This is a genomic window from Nostoc sp. (assembly GCF_036917465.1).
Taxonomy (GTDB): domain Bacteria; phylum Cyanobacteriota; class Cyanobacteriia; order Cyanobacteriales; family Nostocaceae; genus Nostoc.
Map to the genome: position 1 here is coordinate 129,545 of NZ_JBALDL010000059.1, position 25,033 is coordinate 154,577.

Sequence of the window (25,033 nt, forward strand, 5' to 3'; positions counted from 1 at the left end):
ATGATTTTATCAAATGGATGTTGCTGTTGATGCATAAGATTAGTAGGTTAACTATCCTTAAGAATCATAAATAAGCTGTTATAATTAGATTTAATGTCTTTTTATCTCGGTTCTTTGTTCCAAAAATAGACGCTTTTAAAACTGGCACAATATTTGGAACTAAAACTATATCGGAATAGTGGAAATAAAATACTCAATTAACAATTTGTTGACGAGCTTTTCACAGAGGATGAAAACTCGGCTGTAGCATCTGTTGCAACAAGCTATAGAGGGAATCTATAAAGTTAATTTTGAGCAGTTATCGTGGAGATTGAATAATGCTAACCGGTACAAAAACGTTGTCTGGTTTGATGGGTTTATGTGTCGGTGATGCGTTGGGTGTGCCAGTGGAGTTTACTAGCCGTGCTGAACGAGTAAAATCTCCAGTGACAACGATGCAGGGTTATGGCACATGGAATCAACCACCAGGAACTTGGTCAGATGATAGTTCCTTAAGCTTTTGCTTGGCGGAATGCCTTTGTCGGGGGTATTCGTTGGATGCCATAGCCAATTCCTTCTGGCGCTGGTACAAGGAGGCTTACTGGACTCCCCGTGGCGATGTATTTGATATTGGTCAAACTACTCACACAGCAATTATGCGCCTGAAACAGGGAGTTGTTCCCCATCAGGCGGGCGGTAAGGTTGAAAATACTAATGGCAATGGTTCGTTGATGAGAATCTTGCCAATGGCTTATTGTCACCGAAACTTGACTTTAGGCGAATTGCTGGCGCGGGTACATGATGTTTCAGCGATTACCCATGCTCATCCGCGATCGCAAATGGCCTGTGGCATTTATATTAGTATTGCAGTGGCGCTCTTAGAAGGTGCTAACCCCCAAACAGCTTATCTACAAGCATTACAAGATATCCAAACAATATATTCTGTCCGAGAATTTTTGTTAGAAAAGCCCCATTTTGGCAGAATTTTTAGTGGTGAGATTGCCAAGTTACCAGTTGAAGAGATTAATTCTGGTGGCTATGTGATTGATACCTTAGAATCGTCCCTGTGGTGTTTATTAAATAGCTCATCTTATTCGGAAGCGGTGCTGAAAGCTGTCAACTTAGGCGGAGATACCGATACTACTGCTGCTGTCACTGGTGGGTTAGCGGGAATTTATTACGGGGTGGAAAATATTCCTCAAAAATGGATGAACCAAATTGCCCGTAGACAGGACATTATTTATTTGGCAGAGCGTTTTACAAGGGCTGTTTACAGTTGAAGAGACTGGGGACTGGGGACTGGGGACTGGGGACTGGGGACTGGGGACTGGGGACTGGGGACTGGGGACTCAAGGAGAATAACCAATGCCCAATGCCCAATGCCCAATGCCCCATGTTCTTAAACCATAGACAAAGAATAAACCTGACCATCAATCAACAGTCGTGTAATGCCCTTAGCTTGGAGATGAGTCCGAGCCTTATGGAGCATTTTACTATCAGGAACTTTAATCACGCGATCGCGTTTGGTAGAAAAGCGCTTGGCAACGCGATGATTATCAAACACCGGTAGAGTCCTTTGCTGGGTTTCCAGACTGGGAATTTGCCCTAAATCACCAAAGTCCTTCAGGGGTCGGGTAATTAATTCTGAAGAACGGTCAATTACCAAATAGCAAGTTTTCGGCAAATTGGCTATTGACAGAGGTAAAACTTGAACTGATGCTTCACCTGGTCTTCTTTTTGTGACTAACGGCCTTTCATCATCTAGGTCATCGTCATCAAAGTCTTCTTCCTCAAAATCGTCATCATCTAAATCATCATCATCTAAATCGTCCAAATCCTCAGATTCGTCTAGCAAATCTTCGCCTAGCATCTGCGCGATGACAGCCGCTCCTGGATGTTTATCCTTTAGCGGTGGAATTGAGATGCTGACTATTTCCGGCGGCTTCTGCTCTGGAGTTTCTAGTTTCTCTGTGACTCGGAGCTTGGGTTTTTCCGCCGCCGACGGACGACGGCGCACCCGTCTACTAGCAGCAAGTGACTCTGCTGTTTCTTCTGAGTACAGTTCTTGCTCTACACGAATTACCCGACGTGGCAGTGGCTCAACCTTTGGCACTTCTAAGGGTTGGCTCTCGATGGGTGGAACTTCTATCTCCGGTTCCGGTTCCGGTTGAGTCAGCAGAGGTAACTGCTCGTAGCTTACCTGCGCCCTGCCTTCAGGAGTTCTCGCAGCCCGTTTTAAAGAGACTAAATATTCATACTCATCCTCTGGCAAAGTGCTTTTGAGTAGGCGACTTATTGTCGAGTTACTCACACCATAGCGTTCTGCCAAAGTTGAGGTTGTTTCGGCAGTCTCTCGATATAACTTAAGAATTTCTTGCTTGTCAGAGTCTGTTAGTTTTCTCACGGTAGATACCAAAAATCTTTACTAAGCTCGTTTACGTCCGGTGGTACGCCGCGTTCGTCTTAGTGATGCGTCATATTCTAAGACAGCGCCCATACCAAATAACACTCCACTAAACACCCAAAATACTTCTAATACTTCCCCACTTTGATAGTTAGGGCCTTGGGCGTATTTAAACCACATATCTGCAATGTAAAGCGAAAAGGCCGCTGCTGCAATCATTCGCCAAGACTGGGAAACTCTTCCCCCCCAAAAGGCTAATAGCAGAGTGGTAGCAATAATTAACAGAACTACATCGCTAACTACATAAAACCAATTCAAAATAGCGACTAGCAATTCTGAGGGTGTTTCCTGTTGCATAGAAATCCACCATGCCAACAAACTCCCGAACACTGCAATTGCTAACACAATTAGCCATTGCCATTTTTCCAGATTGATTCGCCTGGAAGCCACAGCTAAAATCATGCCTGCGCCAAGTAATAGATAAGTCAGTACAAAAAATATATCGCCTACAGACACATCTGGTTCATCTTTTAAAACTATTTCGGTATATCCAAAAATTATCCCCCCAACGAAATAGGAAAGCATACCCAAGCCAATCAAGAGCCAAACATTTCGCCCACTGACGATTTGTGGACTCAGCCAGTTCCTCAAGCATAAGATACTAGCACCCAAATAAGCTAAAGCTTCAAAAATATTTGTGCCAATCACATACCACTCGGCCCGGGTTTCTATGCCATCGGTTCCGGGAACTTTGGCACTAAACAACAAAAAGTATAGCAGTGCTAGTACGCCCCAGCCAATATTAGCTAAGACAATGTTCTGAGTGTTGAAAATGGATTTAGAAAGGAACGAATTCGCGTAAGAGTTATTCATAGGACAAGACTTATGTAGATGCACTCTGGCAGTATTTTGAGTTAAATAACTGTATATTTAGCAGTATGTCTGCCAAATAATACACAATCGCACACAAAAAGCAAGTGCCAGTGGCCGGAATTTTGTTAAAATTTTCCATGCTACTGCCACAGTTTACCCAGTGGCGATTGATTTAGCCAGTTGATAAATAGCGATCGCTCACCTTCTGGCATATCTTCTAGCTTATAAATCACTTGTTTGGTAAAATTGGCGTTGCCAAAATAAGCTTTTCCTAATCGATGCAGTTCTTGTAACAAGATAACTACATGATTTTCTTGCCAATCAGGTATTTTGGCGGTCGGCAAAGGAGTAGTGGACACCAAATATTTAACTGCTTCTAGGGAAGATGCTTGAGGAAATTGTTTCTGCTTTAATACCTCCGCAATATCTTTTTCAAATAATGCAGCTTGCCTAGCACCCAAAAATTCTTCAATATCGATAGAAACACCTTGCAATAGCAAAATACTGGCTTGGATTAAAATCGCCGTTTTGCCATGACCACCTGTGTCACCATTTAGCTGCTCTAAACGGATTTTACCCCAGACGCTAAAGCGTTCTGGTTCCTCTAGTAAAACACAGGCTTTACCCCGGTTATCCGTTAATTCTCTCCATAAGGCTCTAGCCTCTTCTTCTTGACTAGCTTTGAAAACACTAATCAAACGAAAAGTCTGCCCTTGATAATTGAGGATCGGCACCTGCTGATCCTTTTTTGGGTGCTGAATGCTTGATATTTCAACATCCTGCCGTTTGAGAATAAACATGGCACTAGCAAATAACTCCTCACAGGGGCACTCTTAATATGGAATATATAATGGCATTTGGCAGTATCGCCAAGGCTGAAATTACCTAGCTTACTGTGAAAATCGGCCTAGCGATCGCCAGATCCTTCCCGAAGGTAGTCGCCCACAGGACGGTAGTGTTAACAGGCAAATAACCCCTTGACAACTGAATATATCTAAACCAGTACCCCATCTGTTTCGTTTTTAGTGTAAATTGACTAGCTAGCGACTAGCATCTTAGCCTTGTTAGTAGGAAATCTGCAATTTTTGATTGCTTCTTGATACGCAGAAAAGATATAATAGTTTAGATGACTCCTTTGGGAGCCATAATTTTGTTTTGGGCGCGTAGCTCAGTGGATAGAGCAATTGCCTTCTAAGCAATCGGTCGCAGGTTCGAACCCTGCCGCGCTCGTTTTAACTCAATATGAACCCTCAAGCGGTGTAAAGTGATATGATGATTTCTCCGTTTGAGGGTTCGTTATTGCTGCATCATACCAAGAATAAAGGCGATATTGCTGCTACAAGAGCGATCGCTGATTTAACCCTTAAAGGGTATTTAGTCCTCACACCATTTGTTTGTGAGCATTTACCTTTTGATTTTGTTGCCTACAAAGACGATAAATTTTACAAAATACAAGCTAAATACGCGGGAGATAATAGAGTAGTCAATAAAACTATTTGGGTAGATAAAAATAGTACTCATCAGAAGAAGTACAAAGTAAATGACTTTGACTTTTATGCTGTTTATCTGCCTGATATAGATAAAGTTGTTTATCCATAAATTAAGTTTAATGGTTGCTACATAACTACTCAGATACCTAATTCAGCTACACTGTTTTACTGGTGGGAAGATTTTATAGACTTACCTGAAACAGCATCTAAGCGAACCTATAAGGAGTTTTGCGTTGATTTAACAACCAGAAAAATTAACCCAGGCTCTAGAATTCATACCAGAAAAGTAGAAAGACCATTAAAAGAAGAACTAGAAAAACTGGTGTGGGAAAAACCAACAGCACAAATTGGTAGAGATTTTGGTGTGTCTGATAAGGCTGTAGAAAAATGGTGTAAAGCTATGGAATAGACAAGCCACCTAGAGGGTATTGGGTGAAAAAAGCTTATGGAAACATTATAAAAAATGATTAGCTAGCATTAAGATATTCAACATTGAAATTGCACAATTAGGGCAGGTAATACTTCGGCGTGAGCGCTCATTTGAACCTGCCCACCCTGCAAAAATTTGATTTAATTTGATTATACAATTCAGATATTTTTCAGATTACCCGAACTAATTATGTTTCGATGAATTCTTGTTATTGGGGTATTCATGAAAGCATCGTAATTATGCTCTTGAAGCTAGGTTAGCTACAGTAAAAAAGATTTTTTGACTATTGACTAGTGACTAGGGACTCTTTTGGAGTATTAATCAGCGCTAGCTCAATTGTATTTTCACATGGCTGCCTTATTTGAATCTCCAATCCGGGGCCAAAATAATTGGTCATTTTTTCCTGCTTTTTTTGCCATACATCAACTGGTATTAGCGGTGAATCAAATTCTAAAATTAAGGCATAGTTGCCATTAACTTCTACTTCTCGCAACCCTGTAACTGTTGGCCGTTCCTCGTCAGTGGGACTTAAACCTAGAAAAGAAAGGGTTGTATCTAGATGAGCATCTTGACCATAACAATATCGGGTGATGTCTTTGCGAATTTTATTTTGAGTATCAGTTGCTTGCTGTTGTCGCAATATCAATGCTGACGGTGATGTAGTTTGGGTAAAGGGTACTGGCTTGAGTTCATTAGCTTTCAGCGCCAGCCCTCCCAACAATAGAGGAATCCCGTAAAAAAATCCGACAAGATTGAGTGTGGCATTATTGCCAGCATAGGCGACGAAACCAATGATGGTTAATATGCCGCCGACAGTTAAACCGAGTGTTCCCAAAGAGATTTTACCTAGCATGAGCTTAAATTAATATCAGTTTTGAATACCCTTAATACAATTTCCCAAAACTTTGGCAACAAATGAATTGGTTGTAGTGACATAATGCTGTAAGCCACTACCAACGTACCTGTAGCAGCAATTTTGCAAAAAGGTATCAGTCTTATTATCATCGGCTATTAGTAACAAATTAGGGAAGAGGATTAGTTAAGACTTACGTATTGACAGTAAAGACCAAGTGCCGTGCCCCTACGGGTGTATCTCACTCAACCGAGAACCGCTATATCTATACTGCTGAACATTTGATGTGATGTTTAATTAGGTTTACCTACTTAGTGCCCCAGAATGTTTGATTTTAAGTTAACTTAAAACTTAAAGGTAGTTAAAAATAGGAAAAAATAATGGATTTACAGACTATAAAAGAACGGATTGTCGCAGTTAAAAGTAAACGCGATTACCTGTTAGGCTTACTAGAGCAACCGAACCTGGGAACTTTGAGAGTTGACGTAAATCAGGCTTTGGAAGAACTGGATGAATTAATTGATGAATTTAAACGCACTATTCCGGTAGAGTAGAGATTACCAAAAATTGCGTCGGTCTAACCATAAATTTCCGGTTCTACCGACGCTTTTTAGTCCTATCGTGTCTTTAAACCCCCAAAATTGGACTAAGCCTGAGTTGGCGAAGCAACGTAGCTGTATTAATTTATCCTGCAACTGAACCATTTCCTGAACGCTGACCTAATTGCCTAACTAAGGCTATCAGTTCGCTTGTGGGTACATCTTTCTTGCAAACGTCATCAAAGCTAGACATTGCCTTTGCTCCCTGAAAATTTACGTCTTCCACTGAGGAGTAAGCAAGGATTTGGGTATTTGGAGATAGAGCTTTAATGTGACTAGACGCACTCCAGCCATCCATGACCGGCATCTGTAAATCTAGAACAATTACATCAGGATGGCAACGTTTAACCATTTCTATAGCTTCTTCACCATTACTGGCTAAACCTACTACTTGAATATTTTCCTGGCAAGAAAAAACTAGTTGTAAGGTTAAACGAGTCAGTTCGTGGTCATCGACTACTAGAACACGCAAGGTAGAAAGCTCACAGGATAACATTAACATCGAGGTGAAAGACAAATTTATTTAGGATAACTCCTCTAGCTTATGTTAACAAGTACCAGCACTCAATCTATCCAATGGTTGAATAACTTGTGTGAACCGATGACAAGCAGCTTAGATAACTTCTCAAAAAATTAAAGTTTTCTAAAATTTACTAAGTTGAGCTAGTTGTCAAGGTATAACCAGCTAATTATTTAATCAATCAGGTTTGAGGCTATACCAGTTGAGCGTAATGCCATATTCATGAGAATTTTTTGTGAATTAGCTTCTGGAGAATCATCATAGGGATGGCGTTGAATGTAGTTGCCATCAGCTTGTAAATCCCAAGCTTGGCGATTATCTGCAATCATAATTCCCATAATTTCTTGTAAATCCTTGGCAATATCAGGGTCTTTTATTGGTGTAATTACTTCGACTCGCCGATCTAGGTTGCGGCGCATCCAGTCGGCACTACCGATATAGATTTCCTCTTGGGTATTGTTATGAAAATAATAAATCCGAGAGTGTTCTAAAAAGCGACCGACGATGCTGATAATGCGAATGTTTTCACTAATGTCTTTAAGTCCTGGACGCAAACAACAAACACCCCTAATAATTAAGTCGATTAGCACTCCGGCGCGGGAAGCTTCATATAAAGTAGCGATAATTTCTGGATCGACTAGGGAGTTCATTTTGGCAACAATGCGTCCAGAAAATCCATTTTTAACATTGTCAATTTCGCGGTGAATTAGTGCTAAAAAGCGATCGCGCATATTCACAGGTGCAACCAGCAACTCTCGATAAGACTTTTGTCGGGAGTATCCTGTTAAGAAATTAAATAAATCTGTGATGTCAGCACCTAATTCTTCCCGGCAACTAAATAATCCCAAATCTGTATACAACCGTGCTGTTTTTGGGTTATAATTTCCGGTGCCAATGTGTACGTAGCGACGTATCCGGTCTTTTTCGCGCCGTACCACCATGACGGTTTTACTATGGGTTTTCAGCCCCACTAAACCATAGACTACATGCACTCCAACTCTTTCTAGTCGTTTTGCCCAGTAAATATTATTTTCTTCATCAAATCGCGCCTTTAATTCCACCAGTACAGATACTTGCTTATCATTTTCAGCAGCAGCAATAAGGGCGTTGACTATGGGCGAATCGCCAGAAGTGCGGTAAAGTGTCATCTTGATCGCTAACACATTCGGATCGTAGGCGGCATGGGTGATAAAGCGCACCACTGTAGCCGAAAAGGATTGATAGGGATGGTGTACTAGTAAATCCTTTTCTCGAATCACAGCAAAAAAGTCTTTTCCTTCGTCGGTCTCTAGTACATCGGGGTCTAAACTCGGTTCCCTCAACCTTTGCAGGCGTGATGGGACAACAGATTGGCGTGGTGGATCTTTGAGTTCCGGTAGTGGTAATGCCATAAAAGACATCAAATCCCGCAGTCCTAAAAGACCGTCTACTTCATAAAGATCGCTTTCTGTTAATTCCAAATCGTGCAATAATCGCGATCGCACTGTTTCAGGAGTCTGGGATTGAATTTCTAGCCGGACTGGACTCCCACCTAGCCGCCGTTTTCGCAATTCCTGTTCAATGGCTAACAGCAAATCATCTGCTTCATCTTCTTCTAAAATCAAATCGTTATCACGGGTAATGCGGAACGGATGATATTCTTGAATATTCATCCCTGGAAATAGAGATTCCAAGTTATGAGCGATCGCCTGTTCTAAAGGTACTCCAGTCCAGTGAGCAGGTTTGTCGTTATTTTGTCCCAACTCAGGCGGTATTGGTAAAAATCGCGGGAGAACACTAGGGACTTTAACTCTGGCAAAAAATTCTTCTTCTGTGTCTGGGTTCTTAACCACAACAGCCAGATTCAGACTGAGATTAGAAATAAAAGGAAAGGGATGACTAGGATCGACAGCCAAAGGTGTCAAAACTGGAAATACTTGCTCCTCAAAATAGCTATTTAGATGACTTCGTTGTTTTTGATTCAAATCTATGTAATTCAGAATATGAATGCCATGATTGACTAGTAGGGGACGAAGTACTTCCTCAAAATGTTGATGCTCTTTCTTGACATGAGGAATCAGGGTAGACCTAATATCATCTAGCTGTTGTTGTGGTGTCCGACCATCGGGAGTTAATAAGCTGACTTTCGCCTCTACTTGTTGCTTTAAACCAGCAACCCGCACCATGAAAAACTCATCCAAATTAGAGTTAAAGATTGCCAAAAACTTGAGGCGTTCCAGAAGAGGCGTGCGATCGTCACAGGCTTCATGTAACACCCTGGCATTAAATTCTAGCCAGCTTAACTCTCGGTTAAGATAATATTGTGGATCGCTGAGATTGATGGGGGTAGAGCTTTTTTTAGATTTTGCCATAATGACTTAAAGGCAGGCAGATATAGCCATTTAACTGGGGGACAATACACATAGTAAGTTAAATGGTGCTTGAGCGGTATGCTGAGACAACAGTTAGCAATAGCTAAGTTTTAACCCACCCTAGCAGTCCCTAGTCTTAAAAATTAATTGTAGCTGTAATGGAATCTGTATAATTTCCAACGCTGACATTTTGCATAGGTGCAATTATGCCATAAATAATTACGTTACCCGTTAGGTTAGAACTGCTATATTGATTGGTGCTATCTGTTGTATCGCCCCAAATCTGTAATCCTGCTGCGTCTAGATAAAGATTGTAATTAAGAGAATGATTTCCAGATGTCAATTTCCGGGGATTATAAGATGGAGCATTACCTTTGCTGAGGTAAATAGTAAAATGTGGAGTTCCCGAAGTACAGTTATAATTTATATTGCCAGTAGACTCTTTCTTAGTACTACTAAAAACATCGTAAGAACCAAAAGCCACACCATTAGCGCTTATAGTGCATTGGGATAAAGCTGGTAAGGCAGTTGTGCAGTTTAAAATAATGCCTAATATTAATACAATTTTTTTATTCATTATAATTCTCTACTTATTTCCCAGGATTTGGAGTACATTTTAAACTTCCCAAATTAACTATTTTTTTGTCAGAACGCGGAATATTTAAATCAAAAGTACAAATAAATTTTTCATATTCTACTTTAGCCGCATAGTGACCAGGAGTAATGTTTTCTAAATAGAATTCTCCCTGATTACCAATCGGTGAATCTACTTGATTGCCATTTAGATTTACAGTCAACTGACCATAAACAGGAATTATAGTTTTTCCTGATACTTCTAGAGAAATATTGCCGATTATACTCTGAATACGTTCTATAGGAAAGCGAACAATTGCCCCACCTCGAAAACTAGGCGCAATTACTTTTTCGTTAGCATCAACCCTGTAGTTTAGTGGAATATCTTGATCTTCAACTCTGATATTATTGCCATAGTATGGCAGTAGATTTGGTATTAAAAGGTTGCCCCTAGAATCAGTTCGCCCAATTTCTTGATTACTCATATAACCCCGCACTCCACTAACTGCTGGTACTTGAATGAGTGCATAGCTTCCTGTTACAGGACGGGTAAAGAAGACACTGTTTCCTATTGCTACAATACTACCGGAGGCAAGAGTACTTGCATTTTCGCCGTTGCGGTTGTGATCGTAATTAAACTCGTAAATACCAAAGGGAGCTTGATAAACTAACCTACCATTACCTGGTATTTGTTCCTCGCTAGGACTCAACTGAAAGCGATAGCCAAAGCCTTCCCCAACAGGAGGGGATTGTTGCAAAGATAAGGTAGTTACAGCTTTTTTATCACTACTAATACTCTGACCCACGTCGGCACTGGTGGCGTTACCAAGAGAATAATTAAACCCAATAAATATCTCGTTTATTGGAGACTCTGTAGCTTGAGAAGAATGGCTAAGATTTATAGATAAGTTTGACCGATTGTTCAGCCGAATAGTATTAAATAGAGAAATTCGATTGGTCTGTCCGCGATCGCGATAATCAGCTAAGGCATACTGTAAACCTAAGCTATAATTGCGATTTAGCGTTGCAGATATAAAGGCATTAGTTTCTAAGTTTGGTCTATCGTCTAACGAACTTAAGCTTAAGTTGGCATATTTGTCAGTAAATAAGCGTACCGAACTACCGAAACCTAAAGTTCTACCAGAGTAATTATAGGCTATTGATGCAGCCGCACCCGGTACTCCTGATTCACTACTACCGGCTAAAGATATTTCTAGCGCACCAAAAGGTAGCGCAGTTGTGAGAGTAGAACCACCACTAATTAAATTACTCGACGCTTCTAAACGTCCTCCTAAAGTTAGGGATTTACTTATACCTTGAGTGTATTGACCCAAAAAGACAGGAGAACCATAATTCAAGCTATCAATGTTCAAGTTGTCCCGACGGAAGCCCAGGTTAAAACTGTAGCTAGATAGCCCTGGCTTGAGAAGCCCTGTAGAAAAATAGAATGGTGAGGTAATAACCTGTTCTCGACCAAAAGAATCGCGGATAACAAGTTTTGCAGAACCATTACCCACAGGTAATACTAAATTATTTAGTTGAAACTGACCAGGGGGCAAATCTTGTTGACGAACTCGTTGGCCATTGACAAAAACCTCTAGTGTAGAAGGGTTAAGAACAGCACCAGATAGTGCAAAGGTTGGTTGGCGAGTGAAATAAGGATTAAGTCCAAATTCTCGTGAGAAGCTAACACCTCCCAGAAATACTCCGCCCCCTAAATTGCCAGTATTGGCAAAGCTATCTCCAACTACCCATCGATTCAAATTGTTAGGATCATCTATAGTAAAATTTGTTAAGCCTCGCACAAATGAGCCGTCTAAGTTGCGCGAAAAGCTGCTAAAGAGCAGGTTGCCTTTCAAACTTAGCCCAGCTTCTCCAGAGAAAGTATAGTTATCAAATGCTTGCCCATTAAGCGGCACGTTGAAGGCATAGTTTAAAAAAGCACTTGTATCTTTGCTATAGACAATATTTTTTGGTGACTCACTTCCTAAATTTACTGAGGTAGAACCTAGTAATTCAGGTTGGGCTATTATGCTTAAAGTTAGAGTATTTTCATCAAATTGATAGCTAACATTAGGAGCTAGTGAAGCAAGAGAAACATAAGTTTCATTGTTTATACTTTCCTGAATACCAGAAAAGCCTTGCAATCGTGCTTTTTGTAAGTCTGAGGGGCGAACGAGAATATCGCTCTTCCGTAATATAACAAAAACTTCTCCTTGGGAAACTTGGTTAACGTTCAGTTCTAAAATAGCTTTTTGATCTTGTGCTACAACTTGATGGCATATTACAAGACTAGAACCTAAACAAAAAGTGAGGCTACCAAGGAACTGTAATGAATGCCAATTTCTCATCAACTAAATAACTTTCCTTAAGAGGATGTTTTAAAAGTATTAGGTCAATAAAGTTCGCTACTACATAAGTGTTTGGATAGCGTCTCGCAAAGAAGTCCACTTCTGTGGACTAAAAGAAAATCAAGGGTTTTAAACCCACTGAGGTGGGTTTTGTCTGTGTAAGCGCGAATTATATTCACTCGGCTACTTAATTTGAGGCACTACAAGCACCTTTAGGCATTTCACGTTTTTCTGTGAAAACTTTATTATCTGTTTTGACCTCAATTACTAAAGTTCGAGTTTTACTACACTCCTGTTGAGATATTTTTAAGTCATAGGATTGAGATGTCCCAGCAAGAATATACCAACCATTTCGTTGGCGGTCAAAAACAGTTTTATCTCCCTCCCCAAGACCTTGCACCCTGATTTTTTGAGTAATAAAATGAACGTTGCCTGTATTTTTGACCTGAAAATTTATCTGATTTTTGCTAACAACAATATTTTCCATACCTCCTTCTACAATTTGCTTGCTAGGTTGAAGAAATATAGGAATCCCTATTTTTGTTAAGATGCTAATTCCAGTCGGCTCTTGATTAGGTTTTTTTTCTGGAGGGAGTTCTTCAATGAAAATGCGGTAGGTTTTTTCGATGGGACTGACAGGGATTAATGTCCCAACACGTACAAGGCGCTGTTGTCCAGGTTTTAAGGTAAATAAGCCAGGAAAAGCTACTATGTCTTCTGTAGCATCAAGCTGCATCTCACCTTTAGCATTTTGCTTCCAAGTATATGTGTGAAGTTGAAAGCGTAAAGTCTCATTACTTTCATTGTGTACATTGAGGACTTGACTAGACACCTTAGAAGTAAACGCGACTTGAATCGGAAAAACTCTGAAGTTACTCGCACCAGCTTTGTCTATTACAACCAGCCCCAGACTCAACATTAAACTTAAAATTAGGGAACTTTTTTTGTTAAAGAAAAGCATAATAATTTATTAAAAATTTTAGTTAACACTGCAAAGCTATAGCAATTTGAGATATTGTCATTTGCTTTATTAGCAGGAATGAAACCCTACTTTTTTTTACTTATGTAAGTCTGTAATTTAATTAATGATATAGTGAATTGACATTAGTAATAATACTGAATAATAAATAAAAATACTCTATAAATTAATTTTTTGTAAAGATTTAATGAATTGTTAACGCAGATACTCACAACTAAGGTGGAGCTATAGAAATCCTATTTGATTGGTAAAGTTGCAAGGCTTAGATCCCCGACTTCTTTAAGAAGTCGGGGATCTAATTGTTCACTAATGATTTAGGATTACTATATTATTTATTGCCCAAGAATTAATCCCACACCTGACCATTCAGGTGTGGGATTAATTTTTGTTTAAGCGTTTTGTGTCTACTTATTGAAATGTAACTTCTCCTGATTTCAGGAAGCCATCACATTGAATGGCTCCCAAACTTAGCCTTAAACTCATCAAAACCTATATAATCTTGGTATTAGTACGTAACAGTAGCTACCACTGTATCAGAGTAATTTCCTGCCGGAGCTGTCGTCTGATTAGCATCAATTCGACCATAAATAGAGGTTGTTTGATTAGAACCGGTAGCAGTAGGAATTACCACACCTGTAGCAGGTGTGTTTCCCCAAACAATTCCACGACCTGCGTCTGAGTAAAGGTTATAGGTTAAATAGTTAGGAGTAGTACTACCATCGCTTAATCGACGTATAGGTGCAGCATCAGTACTGCCACCAGTAGTATCAGCATATTGACCTTGACCGAAGGTAACTTTCGCTCCTACAAGACCACTCGTACAGTTTGTTATTACAGATGCAGTTGCATCATTAGGTACTGTTGTTGAATAGATGGCAAAAGTAAGGGCAGTGGTACTTATACTGCATGTAGCACCAACTGTAGCTGAAACAGTTAAGTTAGTACCTGCTGTACCTGCCATTGCGGGAGCAGATGAACTAGCAATTAGTAAAACAGAAGCTAAAGCAAGACGACGTAACATCATATAGTTAATTCTCCAAATAGTTGATGTGCTTTTTGAAAAGTTCGCATCTATCGTTAATACCGTGTTTGTTGAATTGATAACACCCAACTCTAACTCTTTAGAACTTGTTCTAAACTGAGATAAAGCGTGGCTTTGACCGGGATAGAGTAGCAGAAGATTAAAAGTATCTGACACGGCATTAACCAGGAAACTTGCTTATCATTTTCATGAAGCACTGTAATCAACGATACGAATTTTACTACAGGATGAGTTCAGTAATAACTCTTAAAGTTTATAATACAATCTAAAAATAATTACTTAAGCGTCTTACAACGACTGTTCAAAGATTATAAGCTGTCGCACATTTAATTTGCACAACTAGGGCGTTCATGTTGCCATTGGTATCAAGTTAAGGAACTTCCAAATAAAAAAATACTCAACTACTTCTTGTTGAGTGGACATCTTGTCCGCCCCACAAAATTGGATAATTTATTTGTTGGAAGTCCCTAACGTGAAACTCTTGTAAAAACTGGATATTGAGTTCACTTACCATAACCCTCCCCTTATAAAGGCTACGGTGTACACACATCTTTGTACAAACCCAAAATCGTTGGAGATCCCCCTAAATCCCCCGATAAATTGGGGGACTTCAAGAGACTTTTGCCCCCCAATTTATCGGGGGGTTGGGGGGATCAAAAGCTTATGAGGCCACTCTCAAAGACTTGTGTGTAGACCGTAGCTTATAAAGGGGAGGGAACCGGATTTCCTGTTTCCCCCCTTTATAAGGCGGGATTAAGGGGGGTAAATTATATGCAGCTTCACAAAGAAACAGTATTAAGTAGAGTCAAACCCTTTCTTAGTCATTTTTAAAAGATGTTTAAAAAGTCTTTAGATGTGCTATTTCAGCTAACAAAATAATAGAGAAAAAAATATGTTCCAAGCTACTCGCCGTCGTCTGGCAATTTGGTACACTGCCGTCACTGCTGTATTATTACTACTGTTCGCTAGTGGCGTTTATTTATACGTTCGTAGTACTTTGGTTGAGCGGATTGATGATACCCTTAACCATGTAGTTGAAATAGTAGAGCGTTGTCTGACAACAAATCCCTGTGCATCTACGCTCATATTTGAGCCAATTAATGCTGATGCAGATAAATTTCGCATTAATTTAGAAGCCAGTTTTCGTGAGAATGCCTACACCGTAGAAGATGACCACATCGACCTAGAATGGTTTAGTCCCACTGGTAAATTACTTTGGTCAACGCTATCCGAACCCCTAAATATTCCCATTCATGTCAACCCAACTGGTGAAACTGTGCGCGTAGTCAAGGGAGAGAGTGAAAATTCAAAATTCCTAACTCCTAACTCCTCACTCCTCACTCAAAACTCACCACTCTTATTACGGCAAATTACCCAACGGTTGGAAGTGGGGCGGCAAGTAGTAGGATATCTGCGTGTTAGTCATCCTTGGTTTGAAGTCACTAAACCCAGTCGTGAGTTGATTTTTGATTTGGCGCTAGGTATTGGGTTAATGCTGGCTTCTGTGGGCGCAAGTGGCTGGTTTCTTTCGGGTAAAGCAATGGAACCTGTAGGGGAGTCTTATCAACGCCTCAAACAATTTACTGCTGATGCTTCTCACGAACTTAGAAGTCCCATCACTTTGATTCAAACAAATGTGCAAGTCGCCCTCGCAGACTTGGAGTTAGCAGAGGCAGAAACTACTACTTCTGTGCAATATCGGCAACAGTTAAAGATAGTGGAACGCTTAACGCAGCGTTTGGGTAGGTTAGTTAATGACTTACTCTTTTTAGCAAGGCAGGATAGCGGTATTAGCAAAGAAACTTTTTCACCTTGTCCGCTAGATGCCTTGCTGATGGAGGTGGTTGAAGAACAACAATTGTTAGCCCCTGAAAAAAAGATCGCCCTTTCTCTAGACTTAGTTGATCCTCCTGCTTTTGAAACTAACCCTGAATTACTGGAAAATTGGTTTACCCTTGTGGGCAATTGGGATCAGCTGGTGCAGCTATTCACAAATTTAATTGCTAATGCTTTACATTACACTCCAGCAGGTGGGCGGGTAAAAGTGGAATTGGCGCGGATTGAGGGAATAAATCGCGTTTCTGGACTACGTTACACCAGTGCCCAGTTGCAAGTTAAGGTGAGTGATACCGGAGTTGGCATCCCCGCAGAAGCACTACCACGCTTGTTTGATCGCTTTTATCGGGTAGATCCGGCACGAACTCATACAACTGGGAATACAGCTACGGCCAGCGCTACTGGTTCAGGATTGGGATTAGCGATCGCTCAAGCTATTGTCGAACATCATCAGGGTCATATTCAAGTTGAAAGTACTCAAGGCTTTGGCACAATCTTTACCGTGACTTTACCAATAACTCTTGAGTCTTAAAGAACACAATTTGACTGTTAGAAAAATGTTGTTAATTACAAATGATTAAAACCTTTGGGCTTATTTTCTGATTGAAATTTTCAATCTTGAGAATGAAATATATTTATTTTTTTAGATTATTTACGAGTCCTTAGCTAGATACCAAAAATCTAATAGGTTGTTATATTATAAATATATTGAATGTCTGATAATCCCTAATTTAATTAATTTACTGCTTGAAAAATCATTCATCTCAAAAATGAATGACGCAAACAATACCCACAAACATAATTTTCGGTGAGAGGTTGAATGAACAAGTATTTCACTGTTATTTTAGGCACTTTTAGATCCCCCCTAACCCCCCTTATAAAGGGGGGAACCGGAATTTAAGTCCCCTTTTATAAGGGGGACTTAAAACTTTTTATACCGAGAATACGACTTTTCAAACATACTCTGAGGTAATTCGTTAATTTCTCACTGTATTCAATGATTTTGCCAAGTCTTATAAGAAAAAATATTTTAACTTTTCTCAGGAGTAAATAAAAAATATGAAGTCTCAAAACTTTCGTATATCCGCTCAATTACTGGGTGCTATTTTTGGGGGATTACTGATTAGTGCGCCAGCAATTCCTCAAGCACTAGCGCAAGAATCTACTCCCAAAGTTAACCCTTGTCCCAGGATTTTCTACGAAGAACCACATAATAGTCAAGTTGTAGTGCCGATGGGATGTCCCCCTAATGCCCTAACACAAAGACTAGCTGCTCAAGGGCTTCTTCCCGCTCCTGCTAACCCATCACCAGAGCAAACACAAACAAGATTGGGTATCGGCGGTGAAACTCCAGAAGCAAGTGCTAAACGTCCTGAGGCTAAAACTCAACAGCCCTCACCAGGAGGGATTTTCACCGATCAACAACGACTACTACCACCACGACAAACCCCAAGTGCAACGATCGCACTAACTAATGGTACTGTTAATATCAGCTTGGTAAATGACACTGCGGCTAATGTAACTTTCCAAGTGATTGGCGATACTGCACCGCGATCGCTACAAGGAAAGTCTAATGTCACATTGCAAGGTCTAAAAGCACCAGTAACGGTGACATTTGAACGAGAAGATGGCGGACAGTTGATAGTCACTCCACAAGCTTCTTCATCTCCAGGAAGTTTGGAAGTTACATTTAAGGAAGCCACCAATGCAGCACAGGGTAGAAGTGCTATGAGAATTGAAGGAAATGGTTCAGTGTTTTTGAATTAATCAAATAGTACGAAAGTAGGGGCAATTCATGAATTGCCCCTACTGTTTCTGAAGCATTTTAGTTAACTGATCGAGCAATTGCACTTCTTGTTTGCTGTCTTCTAATGTTCGCGCCAGTATAATTGCCCTTTCGTAAAAATTACGAGCAGTGAGGTAATTACCTTGTTGCTTGTATAATTGAGCGTAAGACTCAAAAGATTTTAATTCTTCTCGCAAATTTTGCAATTCTTTAGCAAGTGCTAAACGTTGCTCTAGTAAATAAAAGGCGCGTTCGTAGCGTCCGACAGCAGTGTGAGCTTCAACTAAACCGTCAATTGCGCGTAATTCATTAGTGCGATCGCGGTTAGTTTTAGCTGTCTGCATCGCTTCACCATAACTAGCAATAGTATCCTGATAATTTCCCGATGCTAAGTAAGCATCACCTAAATTATTCAGAGTATTTGCTTCACCGATGGCATCGCCAGTCTGACGGCGAAAAAGTAAAGCATTTTCATACAATTTAATGGCTTTGTTATAATCTCCCAACCTGGTACTTACCAAACCCAAATTACTCAAAGATAGTCCTTCCCCTTCAATGTTTTTGACACCGTGAGCAATTGTGAGTGCATCTTCAACTATTTTACCAGCATCAGCAAATTCCCCCTGTTGCAGGAGAAATGTACCGATATTATTTAGCACAAAAATCTGAGTTTGGAAGTCTTTCGTATCACGAGCGATCGCTAATCCTCGTCGTAAAGCATCTTCTGCCTCTTTTGAACTACCAAGCTGGATGTAAGATTTTGCAAGCAAATTGTAAGTGAGACCTTGTGCTTTTAGGTCGCCAATTGAGTGATATAGTTCTAGTGCCTGCAAGCAAGATGCAATTGTTTTATCGGCATATCCTGAAGCATATTGTTGTTCACCGATACGTAGCAAGCTGTCTGCTTCATCTCTTGATTGTCGCCCAATGGAACTATTTAAAGGACGGTGGAGTTGTTGCGTAATGTCAACCGCACCCGCAGCTATGGGACTCAGCAAAAAAGTAAGCAGTAAAAAGCTGTGTAAAAGTACCTGGGGACGAGAAATCACACCTACGCAAACTAATTGCCTGGGAAATGCAAGCCGTTGTTTCATAAAAATTACCCGTAAAGTTGCAGGTTTAAGTAGAAGGTCTAAGAAGAAGTTTTAAGTTTTAAATTGAAGATAAATGATATACGCATTTACACTTAAGTTTATGATTGAGCAAAATCTTCCCCAAAGTATATAGAGCGGATATCTGTGGGTAATTTGTCCTCTAGCATACGATAGCCTTCGTGGAGAAAATTGGCTACTTCGTTAGGAGCGATCGCTTCTCCTTCGGCTTGCAGATACGCAGCGATTCTAGTTTCACTCCAGTGGAAAGTTTGAGACATTAACACAATTAATCGTAAAACAGGTGGTAGTTGGTCTAATGCCTGTTGTACATAGCACCATAGCGGCGGCGAAGTTGCTTGCAGAGAATAATGAATTGCTTCTGTGGGTGGTAGCTCAATTTCGTTAATACAAAAAGCTGTCATATTAATTAACCAATTTTGCATGGTTAAAGCTTGCTCACCTGATTCAGGGGCGGTTAAATTTAGTCCACCGAGTTCGTAATAGATATGCCGCCAGGTAAGGGCAAACAGATAATCTGCCTGCACAGGCGATCGCGCCGAATGCCGAATTAAGGTATACACTATGGGGCTATAGCGGCAAAAAATCACCGTAAAATACTTTCCGGCATCTGGATAGCGCTGAAACAGAGTCAGTAGTTCATGATCACTGTGATGGAATAGCGACTTTACCAGAGGGTGATTAGCTTCAGGAAAATGAGGAATTTGCACAATTCTTTGAGTTGATAGTTGTTAAAATAATTTTGGGAATTGCACTCCCGTAGTTAATCGCATAATATCTTGGTGTTGCCCAGTTTGTAGCCGAGACTCAGACAACTTGAGTTATTGATAAACTAGAAACAAGGACTTAATTTTAGTCTTAATCGACAATTATAAAATCGACTCCCCTATAGAATCCTTATTTGTTCATGGTTATAGCAGTTAGTGTGATGTCGTTCCTGCTCAGTCCCCTTACATTAGGCTCCTTTCTCCCTTCCTTGCCTTTAGACAGCCTGTTTTCCACCCAAGGCATTATGGTAATGCTGCTAGCAGCTTACGCTGGTGCGATGTGGATGTTCCTCACCAGTGCCCCAAAAGTACACACTGTAATGGTGTCAGATTTGGAGGTTGCCCGACAGTTGTATGAAGGGCTGCTAGATTTGCCAGCAGCTGAGGTGCCCTTGCACTATTACTACAACTACGAACAAACTATAGGCGCAACTGGGATTGATCCGCTATACATGTCTACTGGACCGAGTTTGTCAAGCAAAATGATGAATAATGCCACCGAAGGGCTGTGGTATCAATTGAAGAAAAATACTCAGCTACACATTATTACTGGTGCGAGTTTAGGTAGCAAAAATCAGCAACGCCACGTTTGTTTTGACCATGACTGCCTAGAAATGATTTTAATGCGAGTCGAAACGCGCGGTTTGAAATTCAAGATTCGTAACCAGAAGCCACTGAACTTTTTGGTCAAAGACTATGAAGGGCGCGTGATTGAGGTAGCTGAGGTAGCGAATTAATCATTAGATTTTAGATAATTTTATATTGTGTGGTGCGTAGCTTGCGATCGTAGGCATCGCGCCACACAATTTTTTTTGAGCAGTTAGGCGTAAATAAATTAAAGTTTGTAGTAAGGATTTTAGTATTGATAAACCTTGCTATGAGCGATGAATCGCTCACTACGAACAGTCATTATAGGGTTTTGCTAGGTAGAAACTTATGACCCTTGAAAAGATGTACGTATCTCACCTGGATGAAACAGATTTTTATGGTTGGACTCAAGAGCAGGTTAGCTTGCTCAAAACTCAACAGTGGAATCAATTAGATACAGTCAACCTGATTGAAGAAAGTCAACCTGATTGAAGAAATTGAAACTTTGGGCAGAAGAGAACGACAAGAATTGAGAAATCGGCTCGGAGTATTGCTAGGACACTTACTAAAATGGCAATTTCCACCTGAAAAACGTAGTAATAGCTGGTTGAGTACAATTCGAGAGCAACGTGTCCAAGTTAAGCTGCTTCTGCAAGATAGCCCTAGTTTAAAACCTTATCTAAATGAAGTTTTCGTGACTGTTTATGAACTAGGTTTAGCTTTAGCAATTCGAGAAACTGAGTTAGGTGAGCAAGTTTTTCCAGAAATATGCCCTTATACTTTAGGCGAAACTCTAAATTCTGAATTCTTACCAAATCTGAATCAGCTTAATGAGCAGAACGAGTAATTAGCTCATTCCTGTTTTATCACCGTAAACCGTGGCAAATAAAAGCAGCCCAGTAACGAGTATCTGAAAAAGGAAATTGCTCTATGGAATTTTCTAGCACTTCAATCTGATTTTTAAGCTTCTGGTACGTTAGATATTTACTAGTCCATTTTAACCATTCTGCTGAATGTCTTTGGTATTGGTATCTTTTACTCTGCGCTTCTTCAAATTCAGTTTTTGCATGATTGTATAGTTTTTGAATATCCTCTCTCTTTAATAATTCTTCTTTATTAAGTTCGCGCAGTTTGATTTGGGCTTGCTGTAAAGCTTCAGGACGGTTTTTACCTTCTTGTCGCTGCTGGTAGTAAAAAATGGAAAATAATGCTGTGGCTAAATCATTGACTGACCACAAAGTACTAACTACACTTCTAGCACCCGCACATAAAAAACCTGTAGACAGAGTAAGAATATCATCAGTTGGAGAAGGAGTACCCAAATTAGTTTCGCAGCAAGAGAGAAACACTTCTACAAGTTGAGGTAAACGCCAGCTTGGTGTCATCAATTGCCCCAAGGTGATGCTGCTGCCATGCGCTAATTTTAACTTTGATTCTAAAGGATTATCGAGACGAGATTGGGCATGGTGGCAGGAATGAAGTACTTGAACTTGTTGTGCTAGCTGTCGATAGTTTTTAGAGGTGGCTTGACTGCTACCAATTAATCTATTTTCTGGTGAAACGTTATACATTTGGGCGAGTTTTTCGCCTTCAAATCTGGCACAGGGAAGATTATCTTCGGCATCTTCCACAGTTCCATATTCTAGAGATGTTTCATTAAATGTCCCTACATTTTTGCGTTGTTGACAAAATTCTAAAATTTGGCAGCTTGGGGTATAACGAATCAGAAATTTATCTCCTAAATATTGCTGATATTCTCCTGTAGACAAAGCAGCGAAAGGAATCTGATGTAGTAATAAATGAGGGACTAAAATTAATTCTTCTATTCTTTGAAGATGTTGGGAAATGAGTTCAGGTATTTGCAGGCGTTCAGCTAGTTCACGGAGAATACTGTTAATTTGAGTTTCCCATTTTTTGGGAGCATTCATATAAGGCAATAACCAATTCTGGCTAATCCAGCCTTGCAACATATTTAACCCTTGTCCTGTGCAGGTGTGGAGAGTAATTTGGTTTTGCTGCACGACAAAAATATGGGTGTCGCTGTTGGTAGTGTAGAAACTGAGGATAGCTGTATTGGGTTGGTCAATTAGCTTTTGAATTTCTGACAAGCTGAGGGGGTTAACTTGAATTTCGCCAGCTAATACGGGATCTTCGCGTCTGAGATTTTCCCAAACTTGTTGTTTTTGGGTTTCTAAAGATGCGATCGCTTCATTGTAAGCTTGGAATGCAGCGCGTGTTTCACTACGATTATTTTCAGATTTATGGCTTTGGCGTTCTTTGTCAATTATTTGTTGCAGTTCTTCATACTGTTGCAATAACTCCGCAACTGCTGGGGGAATTTCGCCGCTTTGGTAGAGATTGTTACTTGCCATTAAGTCTACCAGGCGTTTGGAACGCGATCGCTCTGAATATTCAAAAGCTTTTTCTATTTCTCCAGCATTGATGCAAGCTTGCACCATTTTTTGATAAACATCAATGGCTTCTTCTAAAATTTCTTGACGGCGAGATTCAGAAGTTGCCCAGGTTCGACTGGTTTCAACTGCTTCAACAGCAATGGTATAAGCTTCAATTGCTGTGAACCACAATCCAGCATTCAAAGCCGCCCGACCCATGTTTCGCCCCGTTGTAAGGCAGTCTATTGGGAATGTAGTAGGAGTACGAATCTGCAAAGCCTTTTTATAGCAGATTATTGCGTGTTTCAAATTTTCCGCTTGATTCCCGCAAACGCTTTCCTCATAAGCAACACCCAAATTATTTTGGGTCATAGCCCAATTTTCTGGGAAAGCTTCATGGGTGTAAACTTGCAAAGCCTTATGATAACAGGCAATAGCCTTTTCTAAATTCTTAACTTTTTTCCCTAAAATTCTATCCCTGTAAGCAACGCCTAGATTATTTTGAGTCAAAGCCCAATCTTGGGGAAAATTTTGGCGACTGTAGACTTGGAAAGCATTTTGATAATGAGCTATTGCTTGTTCGAGATTCTCTGCGGGTTCTCCCAGAATAAGATCACTGTACGTATTGCCCAAACTAAGTTGAGTCATAGCCCATTCTTGTGGAAAATCTTCGCGGGTTTGAACCTGCAACGCATTTTCAAAGCAGATGATCGCCTGTTTGAGATTCTCTGTCTCCAGTCCCAGAATACGTTGACAATAGGCAATACCTAAATCATGTTGAGTCAATGCCCAAGCTTGTGGATAAGCTTTACGGGTGTAAACTTCTAGAGCCTTGTTTTGACAGACGATTGCCTGTTCAATATTCTCCGCATGATCGCCGAAAATACGCTTCCAATAAGCATTCCCTAAATTGCTTTGAGTTATAGCCCAAGATTGAGGTGAATTTTTAGGGCTATAGATTTGTAGAGCATTTACATAGTAAGCAATTGCCTTTTCTAGATTTTCTGTTCGCTCATCTTGAATACGCTCTCTATAGGCATTGCCCAAATTTTGTTGTACCATAGCCCAATCTTCTATGAAATTGTCTGGGGTGTATACCTGTAATGCTTTCTCATAACAAGCAATAGCGAGTTCAAAATTAGCAGAGATATCACCCCAAATGCGTTTGAAGTAAGCAATTCCCAGATTATTTTGAAACCTTGCCCATTCTTCCCCAGACTCTTCACGGCTAATAACCTGAATAGCGATTTCATACCCAGCGATCGCAATTTCTAAATTGATAGCTCTCTTTCCTATGAGCAGTTCTCGAATGATGTCACTAAAATCACCGATTAGTATTCCTATCTCTTCTGCTTTGTCTGGCATTTCTACAATTAGCTTAGAAGTTGCCCAATCTTGGAAAAATTGAGCAAATTTATCATCCAGTTTGTCTATATTTGCGTGCAAAAGTGGAATAACTAATTCATCTTTATCTTCACTCTCTATAGTTGCCTGTAATACTTCTATTAAAAAGTTTAAATAGTCATCTATAGTTTGTTTTTTAGTCCCGAATCCCTTTGCCATATAGACTCTATAAACTTCCCATTCCGAAGCGGTAGTTTGACAAATATAAAATCAATAACCTAAGCCTTGATTATTAGCCCAAATGTGTATTAATTTCTGTAGCAATTCTTCAGCTAAATACAACAACTCAATTTCATCAATTTCATTACTAGTTCCGCTATTTCTTTCTGCAACCGCCACACCACCCACTAATAAATTGTTGACAGCAAAAATCCGGTCTTCTTCTTCAGATAAACTTAGACATCTTTCCAACTCAACAGCAATCTCTTGGAGCGATTTATCTTTTAGCTGCTTTCTTACCCTCACAGCTACCAAGTCATCACTTTCAAGCAAATTAGTCACTAATTCTACAAAATTTTGCTGCTCATCTTCGTCTTCTCCCCATGTTTCTAGCCAATTTCCATCAACATCATCACAATATAAATGAGCGGCTTCAAGCCCATACTTCATAATGTCATCCTGCACTTTTTGAGCAGCGTCTACAGCTTGTAAAAACTTGTTTAATCTCTGTTGACGGTCAGATTGTTTTTCCGGAACCATAAGG

Annotated in this window: 19 protein-coding genes, 1 tRNA gene and 2 pseudogenes; 8 read left to right on the top strand and 14 right to left on the bottom strand. The window is 40.1% G+C overall.

The genetic code is table 11. The annotated features are described in order from the left end of the window. The first annotated feature begins 317 nt into the window (after positions 1-317). Positions 318-1,259 (top strand): ADP-ribosylglycohydrolase family protein, encoded by a 942-nt coding sequence (locus V7K38_RS12910; protein ID WP_334858285.1) that lies wholly within the window; start codon positions 318-320, stop codon positions 1,257-1,259. Between the two features lie 119 nt (positions 1,260-1,378). Here V7K38_RS12910 and V7K38_RS12915 read toward each other — a convergent pair whose 3' ends face one another. From V7K38_RS12915 to V7K38_RS12925, 3 genes are all read right to left on the bottom strand, one after another. Continuing rightward, positions 1,379-2,383 carry a transposase gene (locus tag V7K38_RS12915; protein ID WP_334858286.1) on the bottom strand — a complete coding sequence of 335 codons (1,005 nt, stop codon included), beginning with the start codon at positions 2,381-2,383 and terminating at the stop codon, positions 1,379-1,381. A gap of 21 nt (positions 2,384-2,404) precedes the next feature. Then, on the bottom strand, positions 2,405-3,256 hold the full coding sequence (locus tag V7K38_RS12920) for a hypothetical protein (RefSeq protein WP_334858288.1): 852 nt from the start codon (positions 3,254-3,256) through the stop codon (positions 2,405-2,407). 140 nt (positions 3,257-3,396) lie between these two features. Continuing rightward, the gene (locus V7K38_RS12925; RefSeq protein WP_334858290.1) at positions 3,397-4,056 is read right to left on the bottom strand and encodes an Npun_F0813 family protein; all 660 of its coding nucleotides are present in this window, start codon (positions 4,054-4,056) and stop codon (positions 3,397-3,399) included. Positions 4,057-4,413: 357 nt separating this feature from the next. Here V7K38_RS12925 and V7K38_RS12930 point away from each other — a divergent pair. Both V7K38_RS12930 and V7K38_RS12935 read left to right on the top strand, forming a co-directional pair. Beyond that, a tRNA-Arg gene (locus tag V7K38_RS12930) sits at positions 4,414-4,486 on the top strand. Positions 4,487-4,528: 42 nt separating this feature from the next. Continuing rightward, positions 4,529-5,217, top strand: a pseudogene (locus V7K38_RS12935) (group I intron-associated PD-(D/E)XK endonuclease). A gap of 242 nt (positions 5,218-5,459) precedes the next feature. On the opposite strand, the gene V7K38_RS12940 reads toward V7K38_RS12935, so the two are convergent. Continuing rightward, positions 5,460-6,029: a DUF2854 domain-containing protein gene (locus V7K38_RS12940; RefSeq protein ID WP_334858292.1), complete on the bottom strand. Its 570-nt coding sequence runs from the start codon at positions 6,027-6,029 to the stop codon at positions 5,460-5,462. Between the two features lie 380 nt (positions 6,030-6,409). On the opposite strand from V7K38_RS12940, the gene V7K38_RS12945 reads away from it, so the two are divergent. Then, positions 6,410-6,583: a hypothetical protein gene (locus V7K38_RS12945; RefSeq protein WP_334858294.1), complete on the top strand. Its 174-nt coding sequence runs from the start codon at positions 6,410-6,412 to the stop codon at positions 6,581-6,583. A gap of 130 nt (positions 6,584-6,713) precedes the next feature. Here V7K38_RS12945 and V7K38_RS12950 read toward each other — a convergent pair whose 3' ends face one another. The 6 genes from V7K38_RS12950 to V7K38_RS12975 all read right to left on the bottom strand — a co-directional run bounded on the left by V7K38_RS12950 (position 6,714) and on the right by V7K38_RS12975 (position 14,426). Next, positions 6,714-7,130: a response regulator gene (locus tag V7K38_RS12950; RefSeq protein ID WP_334858296.1), complete on the bottom strand. Its 417-nt coding sequence runs from the start codon at positions 7,128-7,130 to the stop codon at positions 6,714-6,716. Positions 7,131-7,321: 191 nt separating this feature from the next. Next, complete coding sequence (ppk1, locus tag V7K38_RS12955; RefSeq protein ID WP_334858298.1) at positions 7,322-9,499, bottom strand: polyphosphate kinase 1; 2,178 nt, start codon at positions 9,497-9,499, stop codon at positions 7,322-7,324. 136 nt (positions 9,500-9,635) lie between these two features. Then, on the bottom strand, positions 9,636-10,076 hold the full coding sequence (locus V7K38_RS12960) for a Csu type fimbrial protein (protein WP_334858299.1): 441 nt from the start codon (positions 10,074-10,076) through the stop codon (positions 9,636-9,638). Positions 10,077-10,089: 13 nt separating this feature from the next. After that, positions 10,090-12,423 carry a fimbria/pilus outer membrane usher protein gene (locus tag V7K38_RS12965; RefSeq protein ID WP_334858301.1) on the bottom strand — a complete coding sequence of 778 codons (2,334 nt, stop codon included), beginning with the start codon at positions 12,421-12,423 and terminating at the stop codon, positions 10,090-10,092. 187 nt (positions 12,424-12,610) lie between these two features. After that, positions 12,611-13,384, bottom strand: coding sequence for a fimbrial biogenesis chaperone (locus V7K38_RS12970; protein WP_334858303.1), 774 nt, complete (start codon positions 13,382-13,384; stop codon positions 12,611-12,613). Positions 13,385-13,907: 523 nt separating this feature from the next. After that, positions 13,908-14,426: a Csu type fimbrial protein gene (locus V7K38_RS12975; protein ID WP_334858305.1), complete on the bottom strand. Its 519-nt coding sequence runs from the start codon at positions 14,424-14,426 to the stop codon at positions 13,908-13,910. 910 nt (positions 14,427-15,336) lie between these two features. On the opposite strand from V7K38_RS12975, the gene V7K38_RS12980 reads away from it, so the two are divergent. Next, on the top strand, positions 15,337-16,812 hold the full coding sequence (locus V7K38_RS12980) for a sensor histidine kinase (protein WP_334858306.1): 1,476 nt from the start codon (positions 15,337-15,339) through the stop codon (positions 16,810-16,812). A 527-nt stretch (positions 16,813-17,339) separates the two neighbouring features. Next, positions 17,340-18,047, top strand: coding sequence for a hypothetical protein (locus V7K38_RS12985; RefSeq protein WP_334858307.1), 708 nt, complete (start codon positions 17,340-17,342; stop codon positions 18,045-18,047). A gap of 39 nt (positions 18,048-18,086) precedes the next feature. On the opposite strand, the gene V7K38_RS12990 is transcribed toward V7K38_RS12985, so the two are convergent. Both V7K38_RS12990 and V7K38_RS12995 read right to left on the bottom strand, forming a co-directional pair. Next, on the bottom strand, positions 18,087-19,160 hold the full coding sequence (locus V7K38_RS12990; protein WP_334858309.1) for a tetratricopeptide repeat protein: 1,074 nt from the start codon (positions 19,158-19,160) through the stop codon (positions 18,087-18,089). A gap of 98 nt (positions 19,161-19,258) precedes the next feature. Next, positions 19,259-19,888, bottom strand: coding sequence for a sigma-70 family RNA polymerase sigma factor (locus tag V7K38_RS12995; RefSeq protein ID WP_334858311.1), 630 nt, complete (start codon positions 19,886-19,888; stop codon positions 19,259-19,261). Positions 19,889-20,085: 197 nt separating this feature from the next. Here V7K38_RS12995 and V7K38_RS13000 point away from each other — a divergent pair, with 197 nt between their 5' ends. After that, the gene (locus V7K38_RS13000; protein WP_265274848.1) at positions 20,086-20,682 is read left to right on the top strand and encodes a glyoxalase-like domain protein; all 597 of its coding nucleotides are present in this window, start codon (positions 20,086-20,088) and stop codon (positions 20,680-20,682) included. A gap of 214 nt (positions 20,683-20,896) precedes the next feature. Next, positions 20,897-21,380, top strand: a pseudogene (locus tag V7K38_RS13005) (DUF29 domain-containing protein). Between the two features lie 19 nt (positions 21,381-21,399). Here the strand turns inward: V7K38_RS13005 and V7K38_RS13010 are convergent. Then, positions 21,400-24,489: a CHAT domain-containing protein gene (locus tag V7K38_RS13010; protein WP_334858314.1), complete on the bottom strand. Its 3,090-nt coding sequence runs from the start codon at positions 24,487-24,489 to the stop codon at positions 21,400-21,402. Positions 24,490-24,540: 51 nt separating this feature from the next. After that, positions 24,541-25,029, bottom strand: coding sequence for a hypothetical protein (locus V7K38_RS13015; protein ID WP_334858315.1), 489 nt, complete (start codon positions 25,027-25,029; stop codon positions 24,541-24,543). Positions 25,030-25,033: the final 4 nt, after the last annotated feature.

Coding starts and splice junctions, on each gene's coding strand:
- V7K38_RS12910 (WP_334858285.1), top strand. CDS start 318: ATGCTAACCGGTACAAAAACGTTGTCTGGTTTGATGGGTTTATGTGTC.
- V7K38_RS12920 (WP_334858288.1), bottom strand. CDS start 3,256: ATGAATAACTCTTACGCGAATTCGTTCCTTTCTAAATCCATTTTCAAC.
- V7K38_RS12925 (WP_334858290.1), bottom strand. CDS start 4,056: ATGTTTATTCTCAAACGGCAGGATGTTGAAATATCAAGCATTCAGCAC.
- V7K38_RS12940 (WP_334858292.1), bottom strand. CDS start 6,029: ATGCTAGGTAAAATCTCTTTGGGAACACTCGGTTTAACTGTCGGCGGC.
- V7K38_RS12945 (WP_334858294.1), top strand. CDS start 6,410: ATGGATTTACAGACTATAAAAGAACGGATTGTCGCAGTTAAAAGTAAA.
- V7K38_RS12950 (WP_334858296.1), bottom strand. CDS start 7,130: ATGTTAATGTTATCCTGTGAGCTTTCTACCTTGCGTGTTCTAGTAGTC.
- ppk1 (WP_334858298.1), bottom strand. CDS start 9,499: ATGGCAAAATCTAAAAAAAGCTCTACCCCCATCAATCTCAGCGATCCA.
- V7K38_RS12960 (WP_334858299.1), bottom strand. CDS start 10,076: ATGAATAAAAAAATTGTATTAATATTAGGCATTATTTTAAACTGCACA.
- V7K38_RS12965 (WP_334858301.1), bottom strand. CDS start 12,423: ATGAGAAATTGGCATTCATTACAGTTCCTTGGTAGCCTCACTTTTTGT.
- V7K38_RS12970 (WP_334858303.1), bottom strand. CDS start 13,384: ATGCTTTTCTTTAACAAAAAAAGTTCCCTAATTTTAAGTTTAATGTTG.
- V7K38_RS12975 (WP_334858305.1), bottom strand. CDS start 14,426: ATGATGTTACGTCGTCTTGCTTTAGCTTCTGTTTTACTAATTGCTAGT.
- V7K38_RS12980 (WP_334858306.1), top strand. CDS start 15,337: ATGTTCCAAGCTACTCGCCGTCGTCTGGCAATTTGGTACACTGCCGTC.
- V7K38_RS12985 (WP_334858307.1), top strand. CDS start 17,340: ATGAAGTCTCAAAACTTTCGTATATCCGCTCAATTACTGGGTGCTATT.
- V7K38_RS12990 (WP_334858309.1), bottom strand. CDS start 19,160: ATGAAACAACGGCTTGCATTTCCCAGGCAATTAGTTTGCGTAGGTGTG.
- V7K38_RS13000 (WP_265274848.1), top strand. CDS start 20,086: ATGGTTATAGCAGTTAGTGTGATGTCGTTCCTGCTCAGTCCCCTTACA.
- V7K38_RS13010 (WP_334858314.1), bottom strand. CDS start 24,489: ATGGCAAAGGGATTCGGGACTAAAAAACAAACTATAGATGACTATTTA.
- V7K38_RS13015 (WP_334858315.1), bottom strand. CDS start 25,029: ATGGTTCCGGAAAAACAATCTGACCGTCAACAGAGATTAAACAAGTTT.